The following is a 12423-nucleotide window of genomic DNA, read 5'->3' on the forward strand; positions in this document are numbered from 1 at the left end:
TAATTATTAGCAATAACCTCTGATGGAGGGAGAGCCTCTCCTTCAGTTATTCATTAGAACAGATACCGTAACTATTAACTTGTAGTCTTGATTGACTACACCATTATTATACTAGGAGGATTTACTATGAAAAAAACAATTGCATTGGCAATGGCGCTCACGATGACAACAGCGGCTCTGGCGGGCTGTTCTTCTTCCTCTTCCACACCGGCGACAACGGCGGCTCCGAAGGCAGAGGCAGGCACCGAGGCAGCGGGCGATACAAAGACGGCAGAGCCGGAAGCAAAAAAAGGCGGCGGCAAGCTGGTGGTTTACTCTCCCAACTCCGAAGGACTCATGAACGCGACAATCCCGCTGTTTGAAGAAAAGTACGGCGTTGACGTGGAAGTGATCCAGGCTGGCACCGGAGAACTGGTCAAGAGAATCCAGTCCGAGAAAAATGATCCGTACGCCGACGTACTCTTCGGCGGCTCCTGGTCCCTGGCCTTTGACAATGAGGACCTCTGGGAACCATACGTATCTCCTAACGATTCAGGCGTACTCGACGCCTACAAGAATACCTGCGGCTTCATCACCGGCAACGTACTCGACGGCAGCTGCTTAATCGTCAACACCGACTTAATCGGGGATATCAAGGTCGAGGGCTATGCCGATCTGTTAAATCCGGAATTAAAGGGCAAGATCGCAACGGCTGACCCGGCCAACTCCTCCTCCGCATTTGCGCAGCTGACCAACATTCTGCTGGCTATGGGCGGATATGAGGACGACGCAGCCTGGAAATACGTGGAAGATCTCTTTACCAATATCGACGGAAAGATCATCGAGAGCTCCTCAGGTGTATACAAGGGAGTCGCGGACGGCGAGTATCTGGTGGGCCTTTCCTATGAAGATCCGTGCGCGCAGCTTGTAAAGGACGGCGCTCCGGTCAAGATCATCTATCCAAAGGAAGGCAGTGTTTATCTTCCGGCATCCGCAACCATCGTAAAAGGTGCGAAGAACATGGATAATGCAAAGCTGTTTATCGACTTCATCATCAGCGAGGAAGTTCAGAATATCTGGGGAACAACCCTGACCAACCGTCCGGTATTAAAAGACGCGAAAACCAGTGATTTCATGACACCAATGTCTGACATCTATGTAATCGAAGAGGATATCCCGTATGTGAGCGCTCATAAGAAAGAGCTCGTGAACAAGTATACCGATATTTTCACAAGCATAGAGTCATCCAAGTAGAGCAAATGAGAGGGCCGGAGGTTAAAGATGAGTAAAATTATTATAAAAGACGCAGTTAAGAAGTATGGTAATAACACGGTCATCCCTGACTTAAATGCCACCATCAGGGACGGGGAACTCTTTACCCTCCTTGGGCCTTCCGGCTGCGGCAAGACCACACTTCTTCGTATGATCGCGGGATTCAACTCCATTGAGGGTGGTGATATCTATTTCAATAACACCCGTATCAATGATATGGACCCCAGCAAGCGGAATATCGGCATGGTTTTTCAGAACTATGCCATATTCCCCAATATGGCGGTACGCGACAACGTTGCTTTTGGTTTAAAAAACAGAAAGATTGAAAAAGAAAAGATTAAGACTGAGACAGATAAATACTTAAATCTGATGCAGATCATGCAGTTTGCCGAGCGTATGCCCAACCAGCTCTCCGGCGGCCAGCAGCAGCGTGTCGCGCTGGCCCGGGCGCTGGTCATCACCCCGGACGTTCTGCTGATGGATGAACCACTGTCAAATCTGGATGCCAAGCTTCGTCTGGAGATGAGAAGCGTGATCCGCCACACCCAGAAGGATGTCGGCATCACTACCGTCTATGTCACCCATGATCAGGAGGAGGCGATGGCCATCAGCGATACCATCGCAGTCATGAAGGACGGCGTCATTCAGCACGTCGGCACTCCCAAGGACATATACCAGAGACCAAAGAATGTCTTCGTCGCCACCTTTATCGGCAGAACCAACATCATTCCCGCCCGGGTGGAGAACGGCTCTATCGTTTTCGGCAACGGATACCGGGTGGAGATGGACTGCTTAAAACAGACGGCCGGCCAGGAGGTCTTATGCTCCGTGCGCCCGGAAGAATTCGTCATCTCCCCGAATGGAACAGAGGGCATCTCCGGCGTCGTAAAGGAATATACGTATCTCGGTTTAAATACACACTATTTTGTGGAGACTGACGACGGGCAGAAGACAGTGGAGATCGTCGAGGAGTCTTCCATCGAAGACGAGCTGAAGCCGGGACAGAGGGTACTGCTCCAGGTGAAAAAGCATAAAATCAATGTCTTTAACAAGGAAGGCAGTGTAAATCTCGTAAGGAGTGAGGCATTCTATGAAGGATAATAGCAAATTCCGGCTGGACATATGGGGAATCATCACGCTGTGCACCATCGCAGTTTATGCCCTGTTTCTGATTTATCCTATGGCCCACTTAATTCAGCAGTCTGTCATAGATGCCGAAACAGGCCAGTTCTCCATGGCCAACTTTACCAAATTCTTTTCTAAGAGTTACTATTTCAACACCCTGTTCAACAGCTTTAAGGTGTCCATCGCGGCGACGGTTCTTTCCATTGCGATTGGAACGCCGTTAGCCTATATCTTCTCCATTTATAAGATAAAAGGAAAATCTCTGCTGAACATCCTGATCATCGTGGCATCCATGTCCGCACCGTTTATCGGCGCTTACTCCTGGATCCTACTGTTGGGCAGAAGCGGTGTCATCACTACATTTTTCAAGAATATCGGAATCACCATACCGGATATCTACGGCTTCGGCGGGATCGTGCTCGTCATGACGCTGCAGCTGTTCCCGCTGGTATTCCTCTACGCCAAGGGCGCGCTCAAAAATATCGACAATTCCCTGGTGGAGGCGGCTAACAACCTGGGCTGTTCCGGCATTAAGTGCTTTTTTAAGGTTGTCATTCCGTTAATCATGCCAACGCTTCTGGCCGCGGCCCTGCTGGTATTCATGCGTTCCTTCGCGGACTTCGGAACACCGATGCTGATCGGCGAAGGGTACCGGACCTTCCCGGTCGTCCTCTATACGGAGTTCATCAACGAGGTGGGCGGCAACGACGGATTTGCGGCGGCCATCGCGGTTATCGCCATCGTCGTCACCACTGTCGTCTTCCTGGCGCAGAAATACGTGTCCAATAAGAACGCATTTTCCTTAAACGCCCTGCATCCCATCGAGGAGAAGGCGCCGAAAGGGCTGGCCGGCTTCCTGGCTCACGCGGCCTCCTATCTGGTCGTGGGAATCGCGATTCTGCCCCAGATATACGTCAGCTACACCTCCTTCAAGAAAACGGAAGGAAAGATCTTCGTCCCCGGCTACTCGCTGGAAAGCTACGCTTCCGCGTTTGGAAAGCTGGGACGGAGTATTCAGAACACCATCATCATACCGATCTGTGCGCTAGTCATTATTGTACTTCTGGCGATCATGATCGCCTACTTAGTCGTCCGCAGAAAGAACGCGCTCACCAGCACGGTGGATATCATCTCCATGATTCCTTATATCGTGCCCGGCACCGTTCTCGGTATTGCGCTTCTTACCGGCTTCAATAAAAAGCCTGTTATGTTAAGCGGTACCATGCTGATCATGGTCGTCGCCCTCGTAATCCGGCGGCTTCCATATACGATCCGCTCCTCGGTGGCCATCCTGCAGCAGATTCCAATGAGCATCGAGGAAGCGGCCATCTCCCTCGGCACATCGAAGATGAAATCATTTTTCAAGGTTACCGTACCCATGATGACGGCTGGAATCGTCTCCGGCGCAATATTAAGCTGGGTTACCATGATCAGCGAGCTGTCCACGGCCATCATCCTGTATACAGGCAAGACAAAGACACTGACGGTCGCCGTTTACACGGAGGTGGTACGAGGCAACTACGGCATAGCAGCAGCGCTGTCCACCATACTGACGGTCCTGACGGTCGTTTCATTGCTGATCTTCAACCGGGTAAATGGCGGAAAGGATCTGAGCCTGTAGATAACAACCTGATGTAAAAAAACTAATACCATGACAAAACCATATAGTTTCCCGGCCGGCTCACGAAAATGTGATGCGCTGGCCGGGAACTATTTTTTTGCCCCTCTGCTATGGAAACAGAAGGATTATTTTTGCTTCCGCCATATTTCCTGCAAACTTTGAACCTGGTCTAAACTTGACAGCTCCATCTTTTTTCGTTATACTGTTATACATATATATAACAGTATAACAGGAGGCCTCTCCATGGATTTTCAAAATGACCAGCCGATCTATATCCAGATTGGAACCTTCATAAAAGAACAAATCATAAACGGAACCATACAGCCCGGAGAGAAACTGCCTTCCGTGAGGGAATACGCAGTGCTTTTCGAGGTCTCCCCCCTCACGATCCACCGGACTATCCAGTATCTGGAGGCGGAGGGAATCATCGTGACCCGCAAGGGCATCGGCAGCTTTGTCCGGGCTGAGATCCAGGAGAAGCTGTCGGAAGACATGGTAACTGGATTGATACAGGATTTTATAGGCCGCATGAGAAACTGCGGGCTGACAGATGACCAGATCAAAGCCGCGGTTTCACAGGAACTGGAGGGAGGCCCGAAATGAGGGCTGAGGATAGAAGGGCTGAGGATATGAGGACTAGGGATATGAGGACTGAGGATATGAGAAAAGATGATATAAGAACTGAAGATATAACAGCGGCATCTACCTGTCTGCTGCGTTTGCAGAATGTCATAAAAAAACGAAATGGCTGGAGGGTCTTGGATCACGCCTCCGTCACGGTCCGGGAGAACCGGATTATCGGAGTCGTGGGTGACAACGGAATCGGAAAGTCCACGCTTTTAAAATTGATGGCTGGTCTGCTCCGGCCGGATGGCGGGCAGATCATCCGCGAGGAAGCAACCCCTTCCTACATTCTTTCAGGGAGCCACTTTTACGAATGGATGACCGCGGACGACTGTGCAGGCTTCTATCGGGATTTTTATCCCGACTTTGATCGGGAACGCGCCCTGAAGCTGCTGGAGCAGTCGAAGATCGACCGCAGGACACGGCTCTGCCGCCTTTCCAGAGGAAACCAGGAAAGGCTCTGCATGATTCTGGGGCTGTGCAGGAAAAGCCGCCTCTATCTTTTCGACGAGCCATTTGATGGAATCGACCCGTATTTCAAGAAAGATATGAAGCGCTTCCTCCTGGAGAATATGGCAGACAACAGCTCCGTCGTCATGGCGACTCATCTGCTGAAGGATCTGGAGTCTCTGTTCGATGAGGTCATATTCCTCGCTGAAGGGCGTGTCTGGCAGATGGAAACGGAAGAAATAAGAACGAGGCACCGCAAATCCGTGGAACAGTATTATCTGGAGGAGATCAAACATGATTAGAGTATGGAAATCCATAAAATGGCAGCTTCAGGCAGTATTTCATGAGATATGGACAGCGGCGGCATTTTTCATCATTCTGAATGGGCTGCTTTTGATTCTCCCGCTTTCCGCCTGCCGTGTCATCGATAAAAAAGCGGGATTACTCGTCCTGCTCATCAGTATCTGTTACGCAGCTTCCCTGCTTTTGGGACTGTTTTACGGGATGAACCATATGCTGGAAAAACCGGACGTCCGGCAGAATGAGCTCTGGCGCCTGGCCGAGCCCAATCCGTGGCTGCGGATCTTCTCGCGCCTGACCGCGGTCGCGGCGGTCATGGCGTTTTCCTTTTTCAATGGGCAGGCCGGCACCATCCTGATGCAGAAATTCGCGGACGCAAATCATTCCTATTTCAGAATGCAGATGAAGGATGATATTCCCGGCGCTTTCCTGCAATTCGCGCTGCTGCTTCCGCTCCTTTATCTCTTTTTGACACTGTTTTCCAGCAGGAGGCAGAACGGCCACGGAAAAGCCCTTACGCTGATCGCCGCACTGTTCATCGGCCAGATGGTAAGCGATGCGTTAAAGAGCCTCCCCGTCATAGCCGGTGTCCCGGCAGGAATTGCGCTTCTTTTCTTCCTGCTCTGGCAGTCCGGTAAGCTGGAGGAGGAGAGAGATGTGCCATAATACCGTATCCTCAAAGCGCCCTGTTATTCTTCCGATACTCCTTCGGCGACATCTGGTACCGCACCTTAAAAATCCGGTAGAAATAACTGGTATTGTCATATCCCACCGCCAGAGCCACATCCGCCACTGCCAGTCTCGTATTTAAAAGCAGGAACGCGGCCTGGTTCAGCCGTTTGATCTGCAAAAGTTCCTTGTACGTCCTTCCGGTCAGCCGTTTCACCATCCGGCTCAGCCAGTAGATATCATATCCCAGCATGGAGGACAGCTCCGTCAGTTCTCCGTCCCGGTAGTTCTCGTCGATATATCCCAGCACCTGGAAGATCAGCCTCTGATCGAAGCCCTCCCGGGTGTGGCTGATCTTATCTGTATAGTGCATCAGCTGAAGAAACAGGAGCCCCATGGTGACCTGGTTGATGCTCCGCTTATTAGGCTGGTCATTGAGCAGTGTCCAGACCATGTTTTCCACCAGATTCTGTACCGGGAGCACATCTGCCACCTTGAAATGCAGAAAGCTGGCGTACCGGGTGTCATTGCACAAGCAGCCCACCAGGAAATCCCGCAGCAGATTTTCCTCCTCCCCCATCATCTCAAAGGCGGTATCAAAAAACTCCGGCAAAATGATGAAGTTCACAGCGACATCGCCCTCTCCGGCAGGCAGAATCTCCTGGGTGGCATGCTGATTTAAAAAGAGCAGCTCGCCGGTCCTTAAGATAACCGTCTCCCCGTCGATCATGTGGGTCGTCTCCCCCTTGCACATATAGATCACTTCAATGTAGTTGTGTTTGTGTTTCGGGAAGTGAACGAACCGGGTATGAGGCCGGATTCGGATCAGCTTGCCGTGCTCCAGCATCTTCCCGCTGTCAATATGGAAAGCCTCCCTCACCTCCGTTCGGCGGGATGTAATAAGCTCATCGCCCTTTGTGTACCTTGTCCTGTCAATCTCTGTGCGCCCGTTTAAGATTTCCCGCTCTTCTTCCGTGATCACACTGAGACGTTCCAGCATTTCCTGATTCACTGCACCGCCCCTCTCTTCTCTTCCGCTACTCTCCCCACTCAATCATATTCTTCCAGCGCACTTCCTCCATGGCATCGGCCTCCACCACATAGGCGTGGACATCGTCCGTATCGGCCATCAGCCGAAAGACAGGCGTTCCATCATCGGATGTATCGGAAATCCACCTTGCGTCCGGAACAATCACCCCATTTTCCACTGTCATGGTCCACGAAGTCGATTCCCCATCCCCGTTGACGCTGGTATAGGAGATCTCTCCCTCCATCAGGTCGTCTGCAAAGTTTCCTTTCTTCACCGTTTTTTTCGCCCCGTCTCCGGTCACGCCTTCATAGTAATCGTATCCGCACTCTCCGGCGCCGTCCATGACACCATCCGTCCACGTGCCGACGGAATAATCGTAGCGGACTCCCTCATCCAGCGTAATCGCCTGAAGGGCCACACACTGGCCAGACGGCTTACCGTCCTTAAAATCGCCGTAGAAGATGGTTCCCGCACGCTGAAACACGAGGCCGTGGCCATCCGCCTCGTCCTTCATCACACCGCCGGTATGCGGATCAGCCCCCTGGGCGTCGACCGGCGAGGAATACAGACACGTCTCATCCGCCAGCTTTCCAAAAAACAAATCCTGAAATGCCGTATCATTCTCGTTCAGTACTCTCGCCGCGCCCTCCAAATCATTGGCGTGCATCTTCCCCTCCAGCAGATTTAAAAGCTGCTCCTCTGTATAAGTGAGCGAAATCTCGTGAACCGCAGTCTCTTCCATCTTCGATTCCTCGATGGATTCCTGTACCTCTTTGCTGGCAATCTCACTTTCGACCTGATGGATGGATTCCTCCATGCTGGCCTTTAAGTAACCGGATATCCGGACATTTCCAAGAATGCTTAAAACAAGCAGCAACACCGCAATTACGGCGGCAACTCCGGCGGTCCTTAGCGGAAGGTCCCTATTATTCTTCATATATTACTCCTCCTGTTCTCCATCTGATGACCAGGCTGTCTTAAGCAGCCGGATTCCCTCTTTAATCGCATCTTCACTGAGCATCGCATACCCCAGGATTACAGTAGGCACCACCACGGCCTTCCCCTCCCTGATCAGATAGGAAGACAGGCCGTAGACCTTTACCCCCGCCTGTTTCGCAGACTCTACCAGCCACTCCTCCGTCCTGTTTTTCTTATCCGTCAGAAGCAGATGGAGGCCTGCATACTCTCCTTTTATCGTAAATTGTTTTTCAAATGGCTTCAGCGCCCCAATCAGCGTATCGTGCTTCGCCTTGTACACGGCCCGCATCCGGTTTAAATGGCGCTCATAATAACCGCCCATCATAAACTGGTACAGGATATTCTGGTCGATTCTCGAAACCGTGGATGTATAAAAATTCACCCGCTCCCGGTAGACCGCCAGCAGCGGTTTCGGCAGCACCAAATAGCTGACACGGATAGCCGGCGCTACGGACTTTGAAAATGTTCCGCTGTAAATAACCCGTTCCCTTCCATCCATTCCCTGCAGGGCCGGAATCGGTTTTCCCTTATAGCGGAACTCACTGTCGTAATCATCCTCAATCAGATAACGTCCCTCTTTTTTGCAGGCCCAGGAGAGCAGCTCCTGCCGCCGTTTTACCGGCATCACGATTCCGGTCGGATACTGGTGAGACGGCATCACATAGGCGATATCCGCCCCGCTTCTCTCGAGCAGGGAAGTCTCCAGACCGGAGCCATCCATCTCCACGGGCACTACCGGATATCCCAGGCTCTTAAAGACGCGGTACGCCTGCTTGTATGTGGGATTTTCCATGGCTATGGTGTGATCCGGCCCCAAAATACGTGAAAGCAGCATCAATAAGTATTCCGTTCCTGCACCGACGACGATCTGCTCCGCAGTGCAGTTCACGCCTCTGGCCGAATGGAGATAGCTCCGGATCGCCTCACGGAAAGCCGGCTCCCCCTGGGGATCTCCGGTCGCAAACATCTCCTTGTTGTCGTCCACCAGCGTAGTCTTCGTGATCTTTCTCCATGTATTAAAGGGAAAACTGTCCAGATCGACTCCGCGCGGTGAGAAATCCACCTTGTATTCCGCCTCTCCGGCCGCCGGGCGACTGTCCCCCGGTACTTCCCACGGATACGTGCCAAAAAATGGACTTTCTCCCCCGTTCTCCTGCCCCGTGATCACCAGCTCCTCGATGCGCGACACAAAGTATCCTTTGCACGGTACCGATTCGATATACCCTTCCGACAGCAGCTGCTCATAGGCCATCTGCGTCGTGCTCCTGCTGACCTTTAAATGCTCCGCCAGAAGGCGGGTCGAGGGAATACGGGCGGAGGACTTTAAATTCCCCTTCTTAATCTCTTCTCTGATATATTCGTATATCTGTTCATAATAAGGCATCTCTGAATGGCTGTCCAGAGGGATCATCAGTTCCACATCTCCGCCTCCTTAAGACTGGTGTGCGGACACTAGTACAGCGTTGCATAAGTTCCGGTGAATTCTGCACTAGGATCAAACACACCCCAGCGTACTGGTAAAGCATATCGAGGTAAAAAAAGTGCCGCAGGATCAGGTTCTTCCAGCCCGTCACCGCAGTACGGTCCGGCCAGGTCAAACATCATATCCCCCGCGGCATCTCTAATTGCCTGTTTATCAAAATGGTACAAAACGGCGAAACCTTTATTTCGCAATCTTAAAAGAACTCTTTAAGGACACGATCCGGTTAAATACCAGATGCTCCGGAGTGCTGTCCTTGCAGTCGGCACAGAAAAAGCCATTTCTCACAAACTGGTAGCTGTCGTACGGCTTCGCCTCGGCCAGCGCCGGTTCCACATAGCAGTTCTTTATAATGGTAAGAGAATTCGGATTCAGATTCAGACTTCCGTCCTCATTTAACTTGCCTTTTTCCTCATCCACGATGTTCTCATAGAGACGGCACTCTACTGTAACGGCAGTCCTGGCGGCTACCCAGTGAATGGTTCCCTTTACCTTTCTGGCTGTGAATCCGGAACCGCTCTTCGTCTCCGGGTCGTACGTACAGTGAACCACGGTTACATTGCCGTTCTCATCCTTCTCGCATCCGGTACAGGTCACGAAATAGGCGTTCATCAGACGGACCTCGTTGCCCGGGAACAGACGGAAATACTTCTTAACCGGCTCTTCCATGAAATCTTCCCGCTCGATGTAGAGTTCTTTTCCAAAGGGCAGTTTTCTCTCTCCCAGCTCCGGATTCTCTAAATTGTTAGGAGCGTCCAGATATTCTATCGTGTCTTCCGGATAGTTATCGATTACCAGCTTCACCGGATCTAAAATAGCCATCATTCTCGGCTTCTTCAGCTTTAAGTCCTCGCGGATACAGTATTCCAGCATGGCGTAATCCACGGAGCTGTTCGCCTTGGACACACCTACCAGATCCACAAACATGCGGATGGCTTCCGGTGTATAGCCTCTTCTTCTCAGAGCGGCGATGGATACGAGACGCGGGTCATCCCAGCCGTCCACAATCCTGTCTTCCACCAGCTTCTTGATATAGCGCTTGCCGGTAACCACATTCGTCAAGTACAGCTTGGCAAACTCAATCTGGCGGGGCGGGTTCTCAAATTCACATTCTCTCACTACCCAGTCATACAGCGGTCTGTGATCCTCAAATTCCAGCGTACAGATCGAATGTGTGATGTGCTCCACCGCATCCTCGATCGGATGGGCAAAATCATACATCGGATAGATGCACCACTTATCGCCTGTGTTGTGATGGCTCATACGGGCCACCCGGTAGATAACCGGATCACGCATGTTGATATTCGGGGAAGCCATATCGATCTTGGCGCGGAGCACCTTCTCTCCGTCCTGATACTTTCCTTCCTTCATCTCCTCAAAGAGCTTTAAGTTCTCTTCAATGCTCCGGTTCCGGTAAGGGCTTTCCTTACCCGGTGTCTTAAAATCGCCCCGGTATTCGCGAATCTCCTCCGCGGTTAAATCACAGACAAATGCTTTGCCCTTCTTGATTAAGAAGACCGCACACTCATACATCTGCTCGAAGTAATTGGAGGCAAAAAACAGCCTGTCCTCAAAATCAGCGCCCAGCCACTTCACATCCTCAATAATGGACTCCACGAATTCCGTCTTCTCTTTCGTCGGATTCGTATCATCAAAACGAAGGTTAAACTGTCCGCCATACTTTTTAGCCAGTCCGTAGTTTAAAAGAATGGACTTTGCATGTCCGATATGCAGATATCCGTTTGGTTCCGGTGGAAATCTGGTCTGAACATGATTATAAACGCCCTCTGCCAGATCCTTATCTATCTCCTGCTCAATAAAGTTTTTAGAAACAACTTCTTCTTTTTCCGCAGTTTCTAATACTTCTCTGTTTTCTTCCATCTTGTTTCCTCCATATAAATAGTCCCAATAATATGGTATCATATCATATTTGGGAGAAATAGGAAAGGGGGAATGAGAATTTTGTGGGGGTACGCCCCAGTGATTGCGGAGAGGGCGAGGCGGCCAGGGAGGAGGAGCGTACAGCTTCTTGTTTCCTGGCCGCCTCGCCCTCTCCGCAATCACTGGGGCTGTGTACTGGCTTTATATGGGAGAAAGGCTGCAGCGTGTTCTACTGCCTCTAATCAATAGCGGGCGGCAGCGTCCCATTCTGATTTGCGGGAGTCGTATTGGTCGTTTAACCAGTTTACGACGGATTCTCTGCCTTCTTCGGTAAAGGGGAAGGTGTTCTTTACCTTGTTCTCGTCCGGGGTTGCTTCGAAACAGTAGGGTTCCGGGTAGACGACTGCCTCGAACTGGTCTTCGGCTTTTACTACGCGGTAACGCATTCCCTTAAAGCTGCCTGTGTAGGCCTCTTTCTTGAAGAAGGCCATCGGCACAAATGTTTCCTTTTTTAATGCTCCCATACGTTAGATACCCCCGCTTTCTTCTTCATTTCGCAGATTATCGTAAATTCTGGAGACCAGGGAGATGATCGTATCCATCTCTTCATCGGAAATGCCTTCCATCATCTCTTCCTCCAGTCCCTCGAAGGTCTCTTTTACCTTTACCGCCATCTTCTTCCCAGCCTCTGTCAGGGAAATTAAGAAGGAACGACGGCACTGCGGATTGTCGTTTCTGATAATATATCCCATGGCTTCCAGACGGTCCAGCGCACGTGACAGCGTGGCCGGCTCGATACAGCACGCCTCTGCAAGCTCTTTCTGTGTGATTTTATCTTTGATGAACAGCTGGCTTAACACCCTGGGCTGTCCCGCGATCAGCCCCATATCGGTCCATACCGGATGGATCCGCCTCTTCCTGGCCATCTCGGTACGGAACATTAAGTCCCTGACCTCCTGCTTTCGGTCCATTTTCTCTGTTACCGCCTTTCTTATCGATCACAATCCAACGCCA

At 51.2% G+C, this 12423-nt stretch carries 12 protein-coding genes; 6 read left to right on the forward strand and 6 right to left on the reverse strand.

From position 1 onward, the window contains the following. The first annotated feature begins 126 nt into the window (after positions 1 to 126). From H8S75_RS30590 to H8S75_RS30615, 6 genes are all read left to right on the forward strand, one after another. Positions 127 to 1233 (forward strand): ABC transporter substrate-binding protein, encoded by a 1107-nt coding sequence (locus H8S75_RS30590; RefSeq protein ID WP_187024710.1) that lies wholly within the window; start codon positions 127 to 129, stop codon positions 1231 to 1233. A 27-nt stretch (positions 1234 to 1260) separates the two neighbouring features. Continuing rightward, positions 1261 to 2352, forward strand: a complete 1092-nt coding sequence (locus H8S75_RS30595; protein WP_187024711.1) for an ABC transporter ATP-binding protein — start codon at positions 1261 to 1263, stop codon at positions 2350 to 2352. Beyond that, positions 2342 to 3997 carry an ABC transporter permease gene (locus H8S75_RS30600; RefSeq protein WP_187024712.1) on the forward strand — a complete coding sequence of 552 codons (1656 nt, stop codon included), beginning with the start codon at positions 2342 to 2344 and terminating at the stop codon, positions 3995 to 3997. Before H8S75_RS30595 ends, H8S75_RS30600 begins: the two co-directional genes overlap by 11 nt. Before the next feature lie 243 nt (positions 3998 to 4240). Beyond that, a complete protein-coding gene (locus tag H8S75_RS30605) occupies positions 4241 to 4600 on the forward strand; it encodes a GntR family transcriptional regulator (RefSeq protein WP_187024713.1) in 360 nt (119 codons plus the stop codon). 56 nt (positions 4601 to 4656) lie between these two features. Further along, complete coding sequence (locus H8S75_RS30610) at positions 4657 to 5373, forward strand: ATP-binding cassette domain-containing protein (protein ID WP_207729255.1); 717 nt, start codon at positions 4657 to 4659, stop codon at positions 5371 to 5373. Further along, positions 5366 to 6037: a hypothetical protein gene (locus H8S75_RS30615; RefSeq protein ID WP_187024714.1), complete on the forward strand. Its 672-nt coding sequence runs from the start codon at positions 5366 to 5368 to the stop codon at positions 6035 to 6037. The genes H8S75_RS30610 and H8S75_RS30615 overlap by 8 nt, the downstream gene beginning before the upstream one ends. A 10-nt stretch (positions 6038 to 6047) precedes the next feature. Here H8S75_RS30615 and H8S75_RS30620 read toward each other — a convergent pair whose 3' ends face one another. The 6 genes from H8S75_RS30620 to H8S75_RS30645 form a co-directional block, all read right to left on the reverse strand. Beyond that, positions 6048 to 7052, reverse strand: a complete 1005-nt coding sequence (locus H8S75_RS30620; protein WP_187024736.1) for an AraC family transcriptional regulator — start codon at positions 7050 to 7052, stop codon at positions 6048 to 6050. 25 nt (positions 7053 to 7077) lie between these two features. Then, positions 7078 to 8007 (reverse strand): MORN repeat-containing protein, encoded by a 930-nt coding sequence (locus H8S75_RS30625; protein WP_187024715.1) that lies wholly within the window; start codon positions 8005 to 8007, stop codon positions 7078 to 7080. Between the two features lie 3 nt (positions 8008 to 8010). Continuing rightward, positions 8011 to 9468 carry a MocR-like pyridoxine biosynthesis transcription factor PdxR gene (gene pdxR, locus H8S75_RS30630; RefSeq protein ID WP_187024716.1) on the reverse strand — a complete coding sequence of 486 codons (1458 nt, stop codon included), beginning with the start codon at positions 9466 to 9468 and terminating at the stop codon, positions 8011 to 8013. A gap of 243 nt (positions 9469 to 9711) precedes the next feature. Next, entirely contained in the window at positions 9712 to 11409 is a 1698-nt protein-coding gene (locus H8S75_RS30635; protein ID WP_187024717.1) for a glutamine--tRNA ligase/YqeY domain fusion protein, read from the reverse strand. A 242-nt stretch (positions 11410 to 11651) separates the two neighbouring features. Continuing rightward, positions 11652 to 11933 (reverse strand): hypothetical protein, encoded by a 282-nt coding sequence (locus H8S75_RS30640; protein ID WP_025529961.1) that lies wholly within the window; start codon positions 11931 to 11933, stop codon positions 11652 to 11654. A gap of 3 nt (positions 11934 to 11936) precedes the next feature. Further along, on the reverse strand, positions 11937 to 12380 hold the full coding sequence (locus tag H8S75_RS30645) for a MarR family winged helix-turn-helix transcriptional regulator (protein ID WP_002602621.1): 444 nt from the start codon (positions 12378 to 12380) through the stop codon (positions 11937 to 11939). Between the last annotated feature and the right edge of the window lie 43 nt (positions 12381 to 12423).

The organism is Hungatella hominis (genome assembly GCF_014288005.1).
GTDB classification, from domain to species: Bacteria; Bacillota; Clostridia; order Lachnospirales; family Lachnospiraceae; genus Hungatella; species Hungatella effluvii.

Coding starts and splice junctions, on each gene's coding strand:
- H8S75_RS30590 (WP_187024710.1), top strand. CDS start 127: ATGAAAAAAACAATTGCATTGGCAATGGCGCTCACGATGACAACAGCG.
- H8S75_RS30595 (WP_187024711.1), top strand. CDS start 1,261: ATGAGTAAAATTATTATAAAAGACGCAGTTAAGAAGTATGGTAATAAC.
- H8S75_RS30600 (WP_187024712.1), top strand. CDS start 2,342: ATGAAGGATAATAGCAAATTCCGGCTGGACATATGGGGAATCATCACG.
- H8S75_RS30605 (WP_187024713.1), top strand. CDS start 4,241: ATGGATTTTCAAAATGACCAGCCGATCTATATCCAGATTGGAACCTTC.
- H8S75_RS30610 (WP_207729255.1), top strand. CDS start 4,657: ATGAGAAAAGATGATATAAGAACTGAAGATATAACAGCGGCATCTACC.
- H8S75_RS30615 (WP_187024714.1), top strand. CDS start 5,366: ATGATTAGAGTATGGAAATCCATAAAATGGCAGCTTCAGGCAGTATTT.
- H8S75_RS30625 (WP_187024715.1), bottom strand. CDS start 8,007: ATGAAGAATAATAGGGACCTTCCGCTAAGGACCGCCGGAGTTGCCGCC.
- H8S75_RS30635 (WP_187024717.1), bottom strand. CDS start 11,409: ATGGAAGAAAACAGAGAAGTATTAGAAACTGCGGAAAAAGAAGAAGTT.
- H8S75_RS30640 (WP_025529961.1), bottom strand. CDS start 11,933: ATGGGAGCATTAAAAAAGGAAACATTTGTGCCGATGGCCTTCTTCAAG.
- H8S75_RS30645 (WP_002602621.1), bottom strand. CDS start 12,380: ATGGACCGAAAGCAGGAGGTCAGGGACTTAATGTTCCGTACCGAGATG.